The organism is Aurantiacibacter aquimixticola (genome assembly GCF_003605475.1).
Taxonomy (GTDB): Bacteria; Pseudomonadota; Alphaproteobacteria; order Sphingomonadales; family Sphingomonadaceae; genus Alteraurantiacibacter; species Alteraurantiacibacter aquimixticola_B.
In genome coordinates this window covers 1,336,331-1,354,999 of record NZ_RAHX01000001.1, presented here as the reverse complement: position 1 = coordinate 1,354,999, position 18,669 = coordinate 1,336,331, and the positions used below count along the sequence as shown (strand labels likewise).

12 protein-coding genes and 1 other RNA gene are annotated in these 18,669 nt (G+C 59.4%); 8 read left to right on the top strand and 5 right to left on the bottom strand.

Annotated features, from left to right (window positions below):
- Positions 1-183 precede the first annotated feature (183 nt).
- The gene (locus D6201_RS06800) at positions 184-1,035 is read left to right on the top strand and encodes a metallophosphoesterase (RefSeq protein WP_242447459.1); all 852 of its coding nucleotides are present in this window, start codon (positions 184-186) and stop codon (positions 1,033-1,035) included.
- Positions 1,036-1,092: 57 nt separating this feature from the next.
- Here the strand turns inward: D6201_RS06800 and rnpB are convergent.
- The 4 genes from rnpB to D6201_RS06780 form a co-directional block, all read right to left on the bottom strand.
- An RNA gene (rnpB, locus tag D6201_RS06795) (RNase P RNA component class A) lies at positions 1,093-1,503 on the bottom strand.
- 64 nt (positions 1,504-1,567) lie between these two features.
- On the bottom strand, positions 1,568-2,248 hold the full coding sequence (locus D6201_RS06790) for a TonB family protein (protein WP_120048116.1): 681 nt from the start codon (positions 2,246-2,248) through the stop codon (positions 1,568-1,570).
- A gap of 15 nt (positions 2,249-2,263) precedes the next feature.
- Complete coding sequence (locus D6201_RS06785) at positions 2,264-3,016, bottom strand: N-acetylmuramoyl-L-alanine amidase (RefSeq protein ID WP_120048115.1); 753 nt, start codon at positions 3,014-3,016, stop codon at positions 2,264-2,266.
- Positions 3,013-3,666, bottom strand: coding sequence for a histidine phosphotransferase family protein (locus D6201_RS06780; RefSeq protein WP_120048114.1), 654 nt, complete (start codon positions 3,664-3,666; stop codon positions 3,013-3,015). The genes D6201_RS06785 and D6201_RS06780 overlap by 4 nt, the downstream gene beginning before the upstream one ends.
- A 288-nt stretch (positions 3,667-3,954) precedes the next feature.
- Between D6201_RS06780 and D6201_RS06775 the strand changes: the two genes are divergently transcribed.
- The 3 genes from D6201_RS06775 to mtgA all read left to right on the top strand — a co-directional run bounded on the left by D6201_RS06775 (position 3,955) and on the right by mtgA (position 6,689).
- Complete coding sequence (locus D6201_RS06775) at positions 3,955-4,905, top strand: RluA family pseudouridine synthase (protein WP_120048113.1); 951 nt, start codon at positions 3,955-3,957, stop codon at positions 4,903-4,905.
- A gap of 127 nt (positions 4,906-5,032) precedes the next feature.
- Positions 5,033-5,935 (top strand): RNA polymerase sigma factor RpoH, encoded by a 903-nt coding sequence (rpoH, locus tag D6201_RS06770; protein ID WP_120048112.1) that lies wholly within the window; start codon positions 5,033-5,035, stop codon positions 5,933-5,935.
- 82 nt (positions 5,936-6,017) lie between these two features.
- Positions 6,018-6,689 (top strand): monofunctional biosynthetic peptidoglycan transglycosylase, encoded by a 672-nt coding sequence (mtgA, locus tag D6201_RS06765; protein ID WP_120048111.1) that lies wholly within the window; start codon positions 6,018-6,020, stop codon positions 6,687-6,689.
- Between the two features lie 24 nt (positions 6,690-6,713).
- Here the strand turns inward: mtgA and D6201_RS06760 are convergent, their stop codons facing one another.
- Positions 6,714-7,199, bottom strand: coding sequence for a toxin-activating lysine-acyltransferase (locus D6201_RS06760; protein WP_165853508.1), 486 nt, complete (start codon positions 7,197-7,199; stop codon positions 6,714-6,716).
- A gap of 323 nt (positions 7,200-7,522) precedes the next feature.
- Here D6201_RS06760 and D6201_RS06755 point away from each other — a divergent pair, with 323 nt between their 5' ends.
- The 4 genes from D6201_RS06755 to D6201_RS06740 all read left to right on the top strand — a co-directional run bounded on the left by D6201_RS06755 (position 7,523) and on the right by D6201_RS06740 (position 18,660).
- Positions 7,523-14,224 (top strand): putative Ig domain-containing protein, encoded by a 6,702-nt coding sequence (locus D6201_RS06755; protein ID WP_165853507.1) that lies wholly within the window; start codon positions 7,523-7,525, stop codon positions 14,222-14,224.
- A 70-nt stretch (positions 14,225-14,294) separates the two neighbouring features.
- The gene (locus D6201_RS06750; RefSeq protein ID WP_120048108.1) at positions 14,295-16,055 is read left to right on the top strand and encodes a type I secretion system permease/ATPase; all 1,761 of its coding nucleotides are present in this window, start codon (positions 14,295-14,297) and stop codon (positions 16,053-16,055) included.
- The gene (locus D6201_RS06745; protein WP_165853506.1) at positions 16,052-17,359 is read left to right on the top strand and encodes an HlyD family type I secretion periplasmic adaptor subunit; all 1,308 of its coding nucleotides are present in this window, start codon (positions 16,052-16,054) and stop codon (positions 17,357-17,359) included. Before D6201_RS06750 ends, D6201_RS06745 begins: the two co-directional genes overlap by 4 nt.
- Before the next feature lie 5 nt (positions 17,360-17,364).
- Positions 17,365-18,660: a TolC family protein gene (locus D6201_RS06740; RefSeq protein ID WP_120048106.1), complete on the top strand. Its 1,296-nt coding sequence runs from the start codon at positions 17,365-17,367 to the stop codon at positions 18,658-18,660.
- Positions 18,661-18,669 lie beyond the last annotated feature (9 nt).

Here is an 18,669-nt window from a genome sequence, read left to right as displayed (position 1 = left end):
TCTTTACTGCACCGATTTGCTGCAATTGCGAAATGATCATGCACAGCCATGCTGCATTGCACAAGGTTTATTGCGCTAAACCCCATGCAAAAGCGCGACTGTCGCATATCGGCACCACATTCAGGCGCGCGTCAGGCGAGGTGACACATATCGCAGTGCAGCGCGTTTCAGGTTTGCGTAGCTGTGCGTAATGTCTATCTGACCGCTGAAATCGACACCATGATCCAGTATCTGACCAACATGTTCACCTCCTCCAAGGAGAAGAAGGAGCGACCTCGCGTTCCCAAGGGCGAGCGTGTCTATGCCGTGGGCGACATCCATGGATGCGCGGACCTGTTCGGCGAACTTATCGACACGATCGAAAGCGAGATTGCGGAAGCCGAGACCGACGGCACGATCTGCCGGATCGTTTTGCTGGGCGATCTGGTCGATCGTGGGCCGGACAGTGCCGGTGTCATCGATCTGGCGCGCCGCTGGGCCAAGAAGCGCGATGTGCGCATCCTCTGCGGCAATCACGAGGAAATGTTTCTCGACAGTTTCGAGGACACCGACACACTCCGACATTTCCTGCGCCATGGCGGGCGTGAAACGCTGCTGAGCTACGGCGTGGATCGCAAGGCCCTGGTGCGATCGGAAATCGACGAGGTGCAGCAGATGATGCTGGACGCGGTGCCGAAGAAGCATCGCAAATTCGTCTCCGGGTTCGAGGACATGGTCCAGATCGGCGATTACGTGTTCGTCCATGCGGGCATCGAACCGGGCGTGCCGATGGACAAGCAGAAGAAGCGCACGCTGCGTTGGATCCGCGAACCTTTTCTCAGCCACAAGAAATCCCACGGGCTGGTGGTGGTGCACGGGCATACGATCACGGACGATGTGGTCGATGCGGGCAACCGGATTGGAGTCGATACCGGTGCTTATGCCAGCGGGCGGCTGACGGCACTGGTGCTGGAAGGGCGCAAGCGGCGCTACATCACGGCGCAGGCGGGGAAGAAGGGCAAGATCTCCGTCGAGGGCGCCAAGCTCGCTGCGTGATCGCTCGGGTGCCATGCGCGCCGCCTGTCACCGCGCGATATCTGTAGGACAGCGAAAAATGCCGGGGAGCCTGTAAGCCGGGTTCTGTCCCGCGACCGATATAGAACCTATCAGCGCCGCGGGGGCAGCCATTCGTCTAGGCGGTGGATTGCTCCACGCGCTCCAGCGACCAACCCGGGTCTCTCGCGGCGAAACGCCACTGCCCCTTGAGGGCGCGAGACCCCTACGCGGTCTTGCTCCGGGTGGGGTTTGCCATGACGGGCGCCGTTGCCGGAACCCCGGTGCGCTCTTGCCGCACCCTTTCACCCTTGCCTGCCTCCCGAAGGAGCCATTGGCGGTCTACTCTCTGTGGCACTTTCCCTCGGCTTCGTCCGAAAACTTCACCGGGCGGGCGTTACCCGCCACCCTTGTTTCGTGGAGCCCGGACTTTCCTCGGACCCGAAGGCCCGCGGCTGCCCGGCTCCCCGGCACGCGCCAAATAGGCCTTGCCGGTATAAAAGCCAAGATTTTGCTCTGCTGGTTATTCGGGGCGCTATTCGGGTTGCAGCGAATGCGCCAACCAGAACGCGCCGGGCACGGTCTCACCGGAGGGAAGTCGCGCTGGTTCGAATTGCGCGTGTTGCATCAGTTGTGCGCAGCCATAACGATCGAGCCTGGCATCGCCACTTGAAATGCCAACTCCACAGCCCGCGGGAGTGCCTTGCTCGTCGATAACCAGCTGGAAAACGACATTGCGCGCATTTGCCTTGCGCAGTCCCACATCGAACTCGTCATCGAAAATTGCGTCGCGCCAGATATTCTCATCGAGCGGAACGGGGTGAACCATCTCTACGGCCGCGACGAAATTGTCAGGCATTGCGTAGACGATGCTCTGGGAAATTGTGGACGGTATCGGCTCGCCCCTATCATTTAGAGCCGGCGCATATCGGGCGAATTCTCGCATGCCGGAGCATGCGGCTTCGTCTAGAATGGCGGATCCACTGCTGGCCGTCACAGTGCATCCGTCAACGCTTCCTGCCGCATCGACCTCCAGGCGCATGCGAACCGTGCCTTCTTCCCCAGCGCGTATTGCGGCGGAGGGGTAACGGTCCTGCATCTGCGCCGCCCATTCGCGGATATTGTCCGGGCGTGCCGGGCGCGCGTCCTGCGCAAGTGCGAGCGAGGGGCAAAATGCGCTAGCACCAGTCAGAATGGCGAATGTCAGTTTTTTCATACTTCCCCCGATTGTCTACCGCGCCAGTCCCCGGTCCCGGTCGAGCAATAGCTGGAACAGGATTGCGCGAATTTCACCATCGATCTGGCCGTCGATCTTTTCCGGGCGCCAGCGGCGCTGGAAGGCTTCGACCGCCTTGTACCCATCCGTGATGTCGTAGCCGTAGCGCTCGAGCGCGAGGTAGAAGCTCGCATCGTTGTCGAACGGATCGCCGCGTTCCAGCTTCTCCGGGCGGGGCAGGCACAGGCCGTATTCGGCGAGACGATCCCACGGGAACAGCTCGCCCGGATCGATCTTGCGCGCGGGCGCGACGTCCGAATGGCCGACCACATTGGCGCGCGGGATATCGTACTGCTTCACCATGCGCGCGACGAGCGGGACGAGCGCCTCGAACTGCACATCGGGAAAGGGGCCGTAGCCGTATTTGTGGCCTGGATGATCGAGCTCGATCCCGATGCTGGCCGAATTGACGTCCTTGTGCCCGCGCCAATATGCTAGACCCGCATGCCAGGCGCGCTTCTCCTCGGGCACCAGCCGCACGACTTCGCCGCCTTTGCCGATCACGTAATGCGCCGAAACCTTCGCCTCCGGATCGCACAATCGCTCGATGGCGAAGCCCTTGTCCTGCATCTCGGTGTAGTGGATCACCACCATCGTGATGGGCAAAGTCCGCTCGTCATGATTTGGCGAGAGCACTTCGCGATGGACGAGCTCGTCCTCGCTTTCGGGGATCTGTTTGCCGGCCTCACCGAAATCGGACTCGGTCATCCGATCATGCCTTCGGGGTCGGGCAGGACCGCGCCCAGCACTAGCGCTTCCGGCGTGTGCGCGTATTGAATGCCGCCGCCCTGCTCTTTCGCCAGCGTGTGGATCATGTGGGCGGGCGCGGTGCGACCGCTAAGTTCGCTTCCAGCAAGCTCTCCACCGAGCGCGCGGCCTATCGTGGCGTCGAAAGCGACTTTCGGGCCGGATGCGCGTATCGCGATTTCGGTTGCGCCGCCATTGCGTTCCGCCCCGACTTCCAGCGTGCCGCCCCGCACCAGCGCGTCTATTCCCATGGCAGCGAGGTTCAGCAGCACTTTGACCGCGGGCTTCGCCAGCGTGCTTTCGGAAACCGACCAGGCGAGCGAGAGCCGCTCGTCATCCGCTGTGAGTGCTTCGATCAATTCGCGCGGTTCCTCTACCGGTACATGGTCTCCAAAGCCGCCCGCCGCGCCATAGGCCAGGCGGAAGAATTTGAGCTTGTTGGCCGATGTGCGCGCGCTTTGTTCGAGCAGCTCGATACAGCGCTGGCGCATGGCCGGGTCCTGTTCGTCCGTCAGCAATTCGAGCCCGTTATTAAGCGCGCCGACGGGGCTGAGCATATCGTGGCAGAGCCGCGAACACAGCAGCGCGGCAAGATCGTTGGGTGAAGTCATTCAGGAAATGGCCAATCGAAATTTACGTACAAGTTGATGAAACACATGCGGGCAACCGCAATTCCACAGAGAACGAAACTTCATATCGGCCCTCCGGCGCAATCGGCAAATTGCCGCCATGCGCGAAAGCGCCGATACTTACCGTTTCGTTTTCGCCGGCGGTCTTAGCGTTGATACCCGGCGTAGGAAAGCGGGCAAGCGAACGCTTGGTCCCCGGTTCCGGGCATTCTCCCGATTGCGCGCCGGTCACCTTGTTCCCTCGAAGCACGCCTTCTAATGCATTTCGCAATGGCTTCGAAAACCCTTCGTGGCACCCTGTCGGTGGCCGCTCGCCTCGACAAGGCGCTCGCCTCCGCGACCGAGCTTTCGCGCGAACGGATCAAGGCGTTGATTGCAGAGGGCCGCGTTGAGGTGAACGGCGCGACTGCCGCGAGCCCGTCGGCCAAGGTGGCCGAGGGCGCCACGTATACCATCCACGTTCCGCCGCCCGAAAACCCGGTAGCGCAGCCGCAGGATATTCCCATCCAGGTGGTGTTCGAGGACGAGCATCTCATCGTCGTCGACAAGCCTGCCGGCATGGTTGTCCATCCGGCGGCGGGCAATCCGGACGGCACGCTGGTCAACGCGCTGCTGCACCATTGCGGCGGATCGTTGAGCGGGATTGGCGGCGTGGCGCGGCCCGGCATCGTGCACCGGATCGACAAGGATACGTCGGGACTGCTGGTGGTCGCCAAGAGCGATGCGGCGCATGAAGGCCTGGCCGCGCAATTCGCCGATCACTCGCTCGAACGCGCCTATTTCGCCGTGTGCGGCGGCCATCCTAGACCCGCCCAGGGCACGGTCGACGAGCGGATAGGCCGATCCGATGCGGACAGAAAGAAAATGGCGGTGCTGCCCAAGAATTCCTCGCGCGGCAAAACTGCCGTCACGCATTACAAGACTCTCACACGGATGGAGCATGCCGCGCTGGTCGAATGCAGGCTCGAAACCGGGCGAACCCACCAGGTTCGGGTTCACCTTGCGTCAATAGGAAATGCGCTAGTTGGAGACCCTGTCTATGGACGCACACCGCCACCGCTCAGGACGCTTCTCAAAGAGCTCGATTTCCGGCGTCAGGCCTTGCACGCAGCCATTCTCGGCTTCGTTCATCCCGTCACCGGTAACCGCCTATCGTTTTCGAGCGAATTACCGGCCGATATGCGGGAACTTATCGATGAAATGGGTCATTCCAATCGATGAAAAGCGCACTATTTATGGCGGTGTGCGTGTATAAGAAAAGCACTACGCACCGAAATGTGACCGCCAAGGTCGGGTGCCCATCAGGGGCCCGTGAATTGCGGTCGACGCAAGAAAGGTTTGGGATACAGTGAGTAACAAAAGACCGAGCGTTCCAGCGCTCAGCGGAGAGCAGAGCCTCAACCGCTATCTCTCGGAAATCAAGAAATTCCCCGTGCTGACGGCTGAGCAGGAATACATGCTCGCCAAGCGTTACGAGGAGCATGAAGACCAGGATGCCGCCGCGCAGCTGGTGCAGAGCCATCTGCGCCTCGTGGCGAAGCTTGCCATGGGCTATCGCGGCTACGGCCTGCCTGTTTCGGATCTCATTTCCGAAGGCAATGTCGGCCTGATGCAGGGCGTGAAGAAGTTCGAGCCCGAGCGCGGCTTCCGTCTCGCGACCTATGCCATGTGGTGGATCAAGGCGAGCATCCAGGAATATATCCTGCGCTCCTGGTCCCTCGTGAAGATGGGCACCACGGCCGCGCAGAAGAAGCTGTTCTTCAACCTCCGCCGGATGAAGAAGCAGCTGGAAGCCTATGAGGATTCCGACCTGCATCCAGACGATGTGTTGAAGATCGCAACCGATCTCGGCGTGCCCGAGCAGGAAGTGATCAACATGAATCGCCGGATGATGATGGGCGGCGACGGCTCGCTCAACACGCCGATGCGGGGTGGCGAAGAAGGCTCCGGCGAATGGATGGACTGGCTGACGGACGATCGTCCGCTGCAGGACGAAACCGTCGCCGATGCCGAGGAAGCCAGCGTGCGCCGCGAAATGCTGGTGGAAGCGATGGATGCGCTGAACGACCGCGAAAAGCACATTCTCACCGAACGGCGGCTGACCGAGAACCCGCAGACGCTGGAAGAGCTGTCGCAGGTCTATTCCGTCAGTCGCGAACGCATCCGCCAGATCGAAGTGCGCGCTTTCGAGAAGCTGCAAAAGGCGATGAAGGCGATTGCGGGAGAGCGCTTGCTGCCTGTGGCGGCGTAAATGTCATAGAATTGAACATGAAAGGGCCGGGCGGCAACGTCCGGCCCTTTTGTTTGCGCGGCTTGGCTCGTAGAAGTGCGCCATGATCCTGCGCTTCGTCACTTTCCTCGCTAAGTTCATTCTGTGGTTCGTTATCATCAGCCTGGTGCTGGTGATTGCGCTGCGCTTCCTGCCCGTCACCTATACGGCGACCATGCTGATGGACGAGCGCTCGGTGACGCGGGACTGGGAGCCGCTCAGCCGGATAGATCGCAATATGGTGAGCGCCGTCATCGCGGCGGAGGACAGCAAGTTTTGCGAGCATGACGGCTTCGATGTCGAAGCAATCGAGGAAGCGCTGGAGGAGCGCGCTGCGGGCAAGCGCGAGCGGGGCGCTTCCACCATCAGCCAGCAGACCGCGAAGAACGTCTTTCTGTGGCAAGGTGGCGGCTGGTTTCGCAAGGGGCTGGAAGCCTATTTCACGTTCCTGATCGAGAATCTGTGGGGCAAGCGGCGGATCATGGAAGTCTATCTCAACGTCGCCGAGACGGGGCTGGGTACGTATGGCGTGGAGGCCGGGGCGCAGCGCTATTTCGGCCATTCCGCCGCGCGCCTTTCCGCCGACGAGGCAAGCCGCATCGCCGCCGTGCTGCCCAGCCCGAAAACGCGCGAGGCCGTCAATCCGGGCGGCTTCACCGCGCGCTACGGAAATACGATCGAAGCGCGCATCGGTGTCGTCAGGCGCGACGCGCTCGATGCGTGCGTCTATGACTAAGGCGCGTCATTAGTCCGACCTTGGCTATTCGGGAATTTTGGTGCCAGTCGCCTGCCCATCCGGTCCGCGTCCCCTAATCCAGACATCCTGTCCGGAAAACTCGTCGTTTTTCACTTGCTGAAGAAATGGCGTGAGAAATTCCTCGGGGCCGTCGGCGAAAATGAACCATATGTTTCCGCCGCTGCTCCAGTCATCGCCGGAGAGCGCGACGCTTTCTGGTTCTTTCAACATGTCTTCGTGCAGCTTGTCGGAAAGCTTGGCGATCCCGAGAACCGCGATCGGAAACTCGCGGCCCTCCGGGTTCTTCCCACGCGCTATCCGAAGCTGGCCGCGGTCCATCGGCTCGAGCAGGGTGTTCTGAAGATTTCGCAGCGGCATGTCCTGAAACTTAGGAGACTTCATCAATACCAGCACTGCATCACCGAAGTCGCCGCTTATCGCACTTGTCATATCGTTTTGCCCAATTTGTTGAGATCGAACCGATGGTTTGAACGCGCTGTAGGATTGCAATGAGTTGCAACGCAAGGCCGCGTATCTTCGTCGGACCATATCAGGCCAGTAAACTGGACAATTTTGGTCGGCCAAAAAATATTTTTTGTCGGGCGGCGCCGATTGCGAAAAGAAGCCGCTATCCCGCCGCTACAGCGGTTCTTGCCGCCTATCGAATGCTTCCGAGAATTTCCAAATCTATGAAATGTCGAATATTTTTCGGATCAATTTTTGGAACGATTTTTTTTCCAGCCTGTTCGGGCGGTCATTGGAAGCTCGCATGATGGGGTATGCGTGCATCACTTCCATGTCGGTTCCTGCCCCGGAGTTCTTGGAGAGAAAATATGGATTTCGTAGTCGTCGATGCTGAGACTGGCCGTACGATCAATGACTTTGGCAACGGGTCAATCCTGTCCAATTTCGACCTTGGCTCTTTCACGATCAAGGCCGTGCCTCAGGCTCCGAATTCGACGACGACGATCGGAAGCGTCGTGTTTACCGTCAATGGCGAACGCATTGTAGACAACTCACCCCCATTCACGCTCGACGCGTCCATGAGCAGCAATCTCTCGGCGTTACAGCTCGAGCCCGGCGAATACACCATTACTGCCGCAGCCTACACCGGAGCCGACGGTACCGGCACTTTGGTCGATGCCGGAAATGTTTCCTTCGAAGTTGTCGGTGAACCGTCCGGCGGGGCGTCCGGCGACTCCGTCGGGTCTTCCGAAACTCCAGTCATCAAATCCGAATTCGAAGTCGAGTCAGAAGCGGAGGCGGAGGCGGAAACGGAAGTCGAAGCCGCAGTCGGCCGTGATGTGGCCGGCGCGGTTGTTGCAGCCGGCGCGACGGCATCGGCGTTCGGATCGAACGCTGCGACCCAAACCCTTGCATCAGGTTCGATTTCGCTTTCTTCGATCGGGTCAGATGACCGCCTCACGAGCGATCCGATCACCTCGACCGGCCCCTCTGGCGCCGGTATGCGTGCGATTGGCGGTGATCAACCAATCGCTGGCGGCGAAGGTGTAAATGCCGCAATCACGATCATCAGTTCGGAAGCCGAAGCAGAGGCCGAAGTCGAAGCCGAAGCGGAAGTGGAAGTTCGTCCAGGCCAAGCTGCTGCGGGTGCAGGCCTGTCTGCTGCTCTTGCCGCCGTTGGTACGACCGTTGTATTCGATGTTGATGGCTCCGGCGATGTCGTCGCAACGGAAACTGTCACGTCGATCAACGGAGCGACTTCGACGTCTACCTCCGTCTCCGATTTCAACGGCGAAGTGAAATTCACGGCTGTCACACCAGATTCCGACGATGTGGGTGTGCCGGATGCGGGTACGCCCGATGGTGCCCTGACTGAGACGCCTGACGCGCCGAGCACAGCAGAACTGCAGGCTGAGGGTGCGGAAGATGCGTTGATCGTCACCGATTCCGAAACTGAAGTTGAGGTAGAGAGCGAAGCAGAGGCTGAAGCAGAGGTCGCCGCTGGAGCCGCCGCTGCTGCAGCCTCGGGTGGTAGCGCAGTCGCGGTTGTCGGCGATTATGCAGCTGCAGACACGGAAACTTCGATCGGCACGAACACGCACACCTCACGCGTGACGGAGTTTGAACCGATCCTGTTCACCTTCGCCGAGAGCGCGATTGGAGCGCTTACGGCGCCGGCAATCGATACCGTCGGCGGTGGTGGCCGCGCGGTCAATTATGAAAACGGTGCCGAAAGCGATGCCGGCGAGACGACAGTTCGCGAGACGATCGCGCCGACGCTCGAATCCGCTGGCGTCGTTCCCGGCACCGGTCTCTACGAAGCCGAGTCCGAGGCCGAGGCCGAGGCCGAAGTCGAGGCAGAGGTTGGCAACAACGCGGCTGCGGTGTCGGTGGTAGCGACAGGCGGAGCCGGCTCTTCTGCCATCGGCGCGACAGCCCTCGCTTCTGCGTCGACCTCCGGCTCGACTTCCACGACCGACGGATCTGGCGTGCTGGTGCGTGCCAACGATGTGGTTGAAGAAACCAGTTTCCGGTCCGAGAACGATCAGGATTACACGCGTGAGCTGGCAGGTCTTCGGGCGCAGAACGGCGGTCGTCCGCCGGCCGAAGCCGAAGCCGAAGTCGAAGCGGAAGCGGAATTCGGCTTCAGCGATACAGGTGCGCCCGACTACAGCGTCGTTGTTGAAGGTGACGCGCTCGGCAATTCCGCCTCTGGCGCGGGCGTCGCGATCGGTGGTTTCATGACCAGCCGAGAAGGCGTCGTTTCCGAGGGCGTGAACCAGGTTACCGAGCGCTCGCTGGAAGACGATGCGAAAACGCGATCGCCCGAGGCTCCGATGGCTACGACTGATGTAACCCCGTTGCCCGATGGCAATTTCGAAATCGAGAATGAAGCGGAAGCCGAGGTAGAGGCGAAAGCTGAGGTGGGCTTCAACAGCGCCGCTGCAGGTGCCGCTGCCGTCGCCGTCCAGGCTGCTAACGCCTTTATTCCCTACGGCGCGGAAGGTGCGTCGGCCACGTCTAGCTCGACCAGCGTGTTCGACAATGAACAGAGCCGAATGCAGGATATAGATAATCCTGGTCCCGAAGAATTGGGTGACCGTGGTGGAATTGCTCTGCCCGCGATCGACGTCAATGATGTGATCTTCGAGGTGGAGGTAGAAGCCGAAGCGGAGGCTGAGGTCGGCTTCAATGCAGGCGCGGCCGCGTATGGTGCAGGTGCCGCCGGGTTTGACGGCATTCAATCTGTCGGTGAACTTGAAACCAAGACCCATGCCGCCGCCAGCGCGGCGGCGTCCGGAGCTTTCACCGAAGTTTCCGTATCGACGCCGCCCGAGGGTGAGGCCGGTTGGGTGACCGCAAGCGCTCGCGCCTGGGATCCCGATGGCCGCGGCGTTGCGGTCGCTGTGGCAGTTGCCGGAACGCCTCTCGTAGGTGGGTTCGACAATGAGGCCGAGCTCGAAGCTGAAGGTCTCTTCGAGGTATTCGTCGAAGTGTCGGTCTGGACCGAAGCTTACGATCCTTCCCAGCTCGCGTTCCTCTTCGACACGGCTTCGGAAGGAGCCGACGGTGATATCGACGAGGAACCCGAAGGCATCGACTCTCGGTTTGAAAGCGAGGCAGAAGTGGAAGCCGAGGCCGAGGCCGAGGCTGGTTACGGCGTCGCAGCGGCGGCAGCAGGCGCTGCAGCGGCGGGACGCGCTGGTATTGCGATGGCCGACAGTTCGACCACGACCGGTTCGATCGACGCAAATTTCGGCAACGTTATCGACGGTACGATCGATGGTGTGGAGCCGAACGATACGCTTGTCGGAACTGACGGCATCGATCTCATCCGCGGCTTGAACGGCGATGACACGCTATCAGGCGGAGGCTCCGGAGACCGTATAGAGGGCGGCTTTGGGGACGATACGATCGACGGCGAAGCCGGTAATGACAGTCTTTTCGGTGGAGCGGGCAATGACCGTATCACCGGCGGCTCCGGTAATGACTTCGTCTCTGGTGGCAGCGGCGAAGACACTTTCGTCATCGATGCGAACAGTTCCGATCTGGTGATCTTCAAGGATTTCGACGGAACCATTTACGTCCGCAACACGGCGACCGGCGAAACGGACTTCCTCCGTAATGTCGAGCAGATTGAAACCGCCGACGAAACTATCGCGGCGGATGACGTGGAAATCTTCAACGGTCTGTCCTTCATCGCCAGCAATCCTGAACTGATCGAACGCTTCGGCGGAGAAGGATTTACCCCGCAAGAGCTGGTGAATGTGGCGGCGACGGTCTTCGCGACCACTCCGCAGGGCACTTTTCAGCCTCCAATCTTCGACGGCTCAGCCTTTCTGGATGCCAATTTCGATCTGCAGCTGGCGCTCGGAGATAATCCAGTCGCCGGAACGCTCCAGTTCATCAACGAGGGCTTTGCGCAAGGTCGTCCGACCGGAGAGCAACTCGACGAGCCGCGCTTCACCGGAGGCAGCGATGTGCCGCCTGCCGAAAGCAGTGAAGCGGGCGAAGGCGCTGAGAATAATCAGGAGCCTGTGGTGGCCGTCGACCTTCCGACCCTGGAAGCTTCCATCAATCAGGACTTCTCCTTCAGCATTCCGAGCAATGCCTTTGCGGATCCGGATCCCGAGCAAGAGCTCACGATCACGGTTGGCGATTTGCCGACCGGTCTTGTGGCTTCCGAAGGTGCAATCAGTGGTCGGCCGCTCGCAGTGGGCTCCTACGACATTACGGTGACCGCAACCGATCCGTTCGGTGCGAGCGTTTCGCAGGTGCTGACGATCAACGTGCAGGAAGCGCCAGTCGCTCCGGGCGCCAATGATGTGCCGCCTTCTGCGCCAGTTCTGGTATTCCCGGTAGAAGATCAGCAAGCGTCTACTGTGGAACCCTTCTCGCTCCAGCTGCCGGAAAACCTCTTCGTCGATCCGAATCCCAATGACGAATTGACGCTAAGCGCGACGGGCCTGCCCGCCGGGTTGAGCTTGTCGGACGGAGCGATCACCGGTTTCCCGGAGCAGACCGGAACCTTCACCGTCACGCTTACCGCCACGGATAACACGGGTCGTCAGACTTCGGACACATTCACGATTACCGTTGGCGATCAGCCTCTCAATGACGGCGGCAACCAGGCGCCGGTTGTGGACAATGAAATCGCCGATCAGACGGCTCAGGCAGAGACATCGTTCGTCTTTGAACTTCCGGCCAATACCTTCAGCGATCCCGATGGTGCTCCTCCGACGGTTTCCGTCACCGGACTGCCGACCGGGCTGTCTTTTGAAGATGGTGTCATCAGCGGCGTTCCGGCGCAGGAAGGCACTTTCAACGTGACTGTGACTGCAACCGACAGCGAAGGAGCCTTCGTCAAGGATGTCTTCACCATCGATGTGGGTGCGCCGCCACCAAACCGCGCACCCGAGGTCAATCAGCCAATCAGCAACAGGAGCACGGACGCTGGTGCCGAATTCAGTTTCGCCATCCCAAGCGCGACCTTCTCCGATCCTGATATTAACGACTCCCTGATCCTTTCGGCCAGCGGTCTGCCGGATGGTCTGACTTTCGATGGGGGAACGATCAGTGGTACGCCAAGTACGGCTGGAACCTTTGAAATCGTGGTGACGGCAACCGATCCCGACATGGCTTCGGTCGATGAAAGCTTCACGCTGACGGTGAACGAACCGGTCGGCAACAGAGCGCCGGTGGTCAATGAACCCGTACCCGATGTCGATGTTCGCGCGAGCAACTTCTTCAAATACAACATTCAGCGCGACACCTTCGTCGATCCCGACATGGATAGTCTCGTCATCTCGGCGTCGGGGAATCCGCGCGGAACAATCTTCCGTGATGGTGCGCTGCAAGGTCGCATCAGCGAGACTGGCACCTACACAGTCACTCTGACTGCGACCGATCCCGATGGTGCCAAGATAACAGACACCTTCACTGTAAATGTAAAAGCGCCTGGAGAAAATCTCGCGCCTCGCTTGGTCAATCCCATTGCAGACGTCTCGGGTACGGTAGACGGTTTCATTCGCTATGAAATTCCCGATGGTACCTTCCGCGATCCAGAAGGGGGTGCAATCACGCTTTCCGCTTCCGGAAACCCGAGAGGTACCATTTTCCGTGACGGCGTTCTTACGGGTCGCCCGAACGAGGCTGGAAACTACTCGGTGACAATCACTGCGATCGATCCGCAAGGTGCAACCACCAAAGATACTTTCGTGTTCACCGTCAGCGAACCGTCGAGCGGTGGCCAGAGCGGCAGCGATAGTGGGGAAGGTACGCCGCAGGATATCGAGCAGGGCGGATCGGCTACCATCGCCGTATCCGAAGGTGCGGCCAGCCGCGTCAGGGTACAGCTTGATAACATCATGGACTCTTCCGGCGGTGATGCGACATTCCTTGTCGAAGCACTCAACGGTGGTGTCGTTGTCGCTAACAAGGACGTAATCACGACGAATTCGAACTTCTCTTTCTCCTTCGATCCTGAAGGTGACACGATCTTCAACGAGCTAAGAATTTCGGACAAGGATGGTGACGTTTCGGCGACGGTGCGTTCGGCAAGCTTCACTCCCGAAACAGGTGCCAATGCGTCGGCGGCATCCAACGCGAGCGCAGTTCAGAACAACAGCGCTCCGACAGTTGCCGAGACTGAGGCCAACGTGGATGAAGATCGCTCCGTCGTCTTCGATGTCCTCGAACTGGCAAGGGATCCGGACAACAATATCGATCCGGCAACTCTCGCGATCACGCAGGCTCCGGCAAACGGCTCCGTCGCCATCGAAAACGGTTTGCTTATCTACACGGGCAATGCCGACTTCAATGGCGAAGACAGTTTCCGCTATACCGTATCGGACTTCAACGGAGCGACTGCGACGCCGAATACGGTCAGCCTGCAAGTCAATCCGGTGAACGATGCGCCCTTTGTGGACGGAGGAATTGGTTCGGCGAACGGCCAGGTGGACCAGCCCTTCGAGTACAATTTCCCGGCAGATGCATTCGGCGATCCGGACGGAGACCCGCAGCTTAGCCTGACTTCGCTCGATCCGCTGCCGCCTGGCCTCAATTTCGAGGATACGAAGCTCGTTGGAACACCTACCCAGGCTGGCACGTACACGATCACGATTCAGGCTGAAGACGAAGGCGGCCTGACGGCAACGGATGAGTTGACCATCACAATCGAAGAAGCTTCGAGCTCAATGACCACGATGATCTTCTCGACCGATGCAATGCTGGCCGAGGCCGTCCTGGAGCCGAATGGTCCAGAGATGGAAATGGTGGATGATTTTGCCTTCATGGCTGTTCGTCAACCTGGCAGCCCTGCCGCCTTCGAGGCGATCCTGAGCAATCTCGAGCCGGCTGCCATCGCACCGGTGGAGAATTCTGAAATGGGCTTTGGCCGAATGGTCACACTGCCCTCGCTCGTGGCTCGAGAGCCTCTGGACTTCGCTGACTTGCCTGCATTGGCGGAAGCGGACGACCTGATCTCGCTTGAAGATTCGAGCATCTTCGGCGATGAAGATATCGATTACGCGATCAATCCGATGTCCGCTGACGTGATGGAAATCGCTTAATTCGAATGTGGCTGGCGGGGTCGAATGCGCCCCGCCGGCATTTTCGTGCCGTGAAAGTCGGCGTTGGTGAGTGCCGGAGGGGGCCCTGGTCGCGATGGATGGTAAGCAAGCCATCAGTGATTTGAAAAAGTCGATGCGCGGCTACTTCTGGGTAGCCGTCGCTTTCACCGTTATACTTAACATGCTGGCGCTGGTAGCGCCAATCTACATGATGCAGGTGTATGATCGCGTGCTGACTTCGGGCAGCTACGACACCCTTATGCTTGTGACAGCAATCGCGCTTTTCATGCTCGTATTTTTCGTCGCAGCCGAAGGGGGCAGGCGGCGTCTCCTCGCCTCTATGGGCCGATTCATCGGGGCATCTTTAGATAGAGCGGTGCTGAAGGCGGGATTGTCGGCCCGCGAACTGCTCCCTTCCCAAGTGGCAGCGCGCGTAAGCGATTTAACGAGGGTTCAAAGCCTGTTCGTAAACGCAGTGATTGCACCCGTGTTGGACATTCCCTTCGTCCCAATGTTCCTTCTGGTGATGTTTCTGATCCATCCCATTCTTGGGGGCATCGGCTTGGTAGGTGCGATCATCCTGATCGCGATTGCAATCGTCACAGAACGCATGTCGCGCGATGCGCTGGAAGATGCCGGTAAGCGTGAGCAAGGTGTCCAAGCCGATCTTGATCACGCGCTCAGGCAGCGTTCGGCCGTCGAATCGATGGGAATGAACGAATACGTCGTTTCGGCCTGGCAGTCTCAGCGCTTGGCTGCGCTCGACGGCTCGCTCGATCCACAGGCCCGCGTCAATTTCTTTATCGCTTCAGCAAAAGCGGCCCGGCAAATGCTGCAGGTTCTGATCTTGGGCGCCGGTGCATATCTTGCACTTAATCAGCAAGTTAGCGCTGGTGCCATTATTGCCGCCTCAATCATCATGGGTCGCGCACTCGCCCCCGTCGATCAGTCCGTCGGAGCATGGAAGCACCTGATAAAGGCGCGCCAGAGCTGGGGCGCGCTCAAAGAGTTCTTGATCGAGCGGCCCGATGGTTTTGCCGAGTGGCGGGAGACGGTCCCCTTGCCTCGTCCGGAGCCGCGCTTATCGCTCGATCAGGCGGTCGTCGGCTTGCCCAGTGCCGAGAAGGCGCTCCTGAAGCCCGCCAGTATCGACCTCGTTCGCGGCGGAATAATCGCGCTCGTCGGGCCGAGCGGTGCGGGAAAGACCACGGTGCTGCAGACCCTGTCCGGTGCATGGCCACTTCATGACGGTCGTATTCTGCTCGGCAACCGAGACATCGCGGACTGGGCATCCTGGGATCGCGGTCGATATACGGGATATATGCCGCAGGACGTTGAATTGTTGACCGGTTCGGTTTTCCATAACATCTCGCGCTTCACGCAGGCGAAGCCGGAAGACGTATTCGGTGCTGCACATCGCTGCGGTGTCCACGAGATGATACTGTCATTGCCGATGGCGTATGACACGCCAGTGGGACAAAATGGTATCCATCTCTCTGCCGGGCAGCGGCAAGGAATTGGGTTGGCGCGAGCATTCTTCGGGCAGCCGCCACTGGTCATACTTGATGAACCCACCGCGCACCTTGATCGCCAACGCTCTGCTGCTTTCTTCGATTTCTTTGCGCGACTCGCGAAGGTCAGGCCCAACAAGCGCGACACGACCTTCGTCATTGCCACGCATGATACGCGCATGCTCAGCATTGCAGACACGATCATGACGATTTTTGATCGTCAGCTCGTCGCTATGTCCGGTGCAGAATATGCTGCGAAGGTGCGAGAGCTTCATGCTGAAAAAGAGGCATCAGCCATGCCGGCGGAGACGACGAAGTGATCAAGTTCGAGCGCGCCCGTCCGCTGAAAGATAGAACCCTCAGAATCGCGTTGCTTGCGTGCCTTTGCGGGATTGGCGGATTTCTGCTGTGGAGTGCCCTGGTTCCGCTCGATGAGGGCGTGACTGTCAGTGGCTACGTTGTCGCTGAGGACGAGCGGAAAGTCGTACAGCATCTTGAGGGCGGTATCATAAAGAGCGTGCGCGTGCGCGAAGGTGAGACCGTTGAAGCCGGCGATGTTCTCGTTGAACTGGAAAACGTGTCCGCATCGGCCGGCCGCAACGAACTGCAAAAAGAACTGGCGACGATGCTTGCCACGGTGGATCGTCTTCAGGCGCTTACGCTCAGAACCGGAACGCCGACTTTCGCATCACTGGCATCGGTCGATCTGGACGATCAGACCAAAAATCTCATTCGCCAGGAGCAGATGGCCTTGTTCCGGCAGCAAAACGAGCGTCAGCGCCAAGACGTGTCCGTTCTTCGTAGCCGTCAGCAGACGCTCCGCACGCAGATTGGTGGCATTCCGGCCCAGATAGCAGCTCTTTCGCGATCAAGAGCGTCATCCATGTCAGAGCTGGAGCATATACGCCCGCTGCTCGCCGAACGGCTCGTGACTAGGCAGCAGGTTGAATCCCTCGAAAGGGAGGTCGCGCGCATCGATGGTGAGCTCGCAAGGCTGCGTGCCGAGCGCGCTCGGCTCGGTCGGGAAAGCGCTGAGATGAATGCGCAGGTCGGCCAATCCAGAGCATCCGATGTCGAAAATTTGTCAAGCCAGTTGCTCGAAGCGCGGCGCTCCGTATTCGCCTTACGTGAGCGTTTAGACGAGGCCAGTGACGTGCTTGATCGCACCATGATCATAGCACCTCAGTCTGGGACGATCTTGAATCTCGCATTCACGACGCCGGGCTCGGTCATTACGCCGGGCGAGAAAGTCATGGAGATTGTGCCGACCAATCAGGAGGTCATCGCGCAGGTCCGGGTCCAGCCTGCTGATCGAGACTCGGTGTTCAGTGGCCTGCCAGTCGAAGCACAGCTCTCTGCGTATAAGAGTTATGAAGCGCCTCGCCTGATGGGCGAAGTGCTGTCGGTAAGCGCAGATCTGAAAGACGAACCGCAGACGGGCCTCGTATATTATGACGCGCGCCTGCGCCTCTCCGCTCGTGACGACGCGTCTTTTGAAGAGCTGCGGGTGGAGCCGGGCATGCCAGTAGAAGCATTTATCGCGTCTGGAGAACGGCGGACATTTCTATCATACATGGTCGAACCGATCATGGCCACCGTCAGACGTGGTCTCAGCATGAATTGACTGGAATGAAGAAGCTCGTTGCAGTCTCTTTCGTCACGGCGGTTGCGCTCGCCGTGAGTTCGCCTTCCGCTGCGCAAACTTTGCCGCAGAGTTTATGCCCCGGTATCGCGCAAACCATCCAGCTCACGCTCTCGCGAGACCCCCGGCTCCTTGGATCTGACGCGCAGATTGCTGCGGCACAAGCTCAGTACAAAATTGAAAGATCAGCGGGACGCCCCCAGATTTCCGCATTTGCGCGATCTGGCTTAGGTGATGGAGGGCAATTGCTTAACGCGCAGTCTGACAACGAGGCTGGCGTTCAGTTACGCCAGATCCTTTTCGATTTCGGGCGGATCAGCGCCGCCACCCGAGCAGCGCGGGCGGATATCGAGGTCGCAGCGTTTGACCGGCAGAGCGTGGAACGTGATGTCGCCTTGCAAGCCGCCTTTGCATTTTTTGATCTGGCAGAAGCTGTCGACCTGATAGTGTTGGCTGAGCGGCAGGCACTCATTTTTTCTGAGGATGCCGAATTAGCTCAACGAGCTCTCGAAAATCAGCTGATTACGGGAGGCGCGGCCGCGCAGATCGTCGCGGGAAGCGCGACAGCGGAAAATGACCGGCTACTCGCGGAGCTCGCGGCAACGAGCGCTCGATCCGAACTTCTCTCGCTCACGGGGCTCGATTACCGGTGTCCGAGAAATTTGCCACTCCGAGACGTTCAGACACCCGGGCCTTCTCAACGCTTTCCATCGGCTCTTGCGCTTTTGGAGCACCTACAGCTGGGAGCGCCGCAGCTATTGAGTGCTCGTGCTGCCATTTCTGCGCAGAGGGCGCGCGTGGCCGAGGCGGCTCGAGATCGTTTTCCTGAACTCGATCTCGGCGCGTTCGCATCGGCGCGTTATAATGAAGATCTCGACGAGGTCGTGGAGCGAAATCGCGTTGGAGTGACGCTCACCATTCCGATTTATCAAGGCGGCCAGTTTTCGGCTCGCAGAGAATTGGAAGAAGCGCGGTTGGCTTCGGCGGAAGCTGATTTAGGCAGTGTAGAGAGAGCGCTGACGGAGCAAGTTGTCAGAGCGTATCGAGAGATAGAACTTCAGCGCGAAATATTGGCACAGCTCGATGTCGCAGGTCGCGCATTGGAAGAGCAGCTTTCTTTCGCGCGCCTCAGCTTTGAGAGAAACATCGCACTATACGACGAGATTAGCCGCGCTGCCGATGCATTGGGACGAAATCGTAGATTGTATATCCAAACAGAGTATGCACTTCGGCGCAATCTAGCGTTTTTGGAGAGCGCCGATGGAACGCTCGCGGGACTATAGCAGAATTGA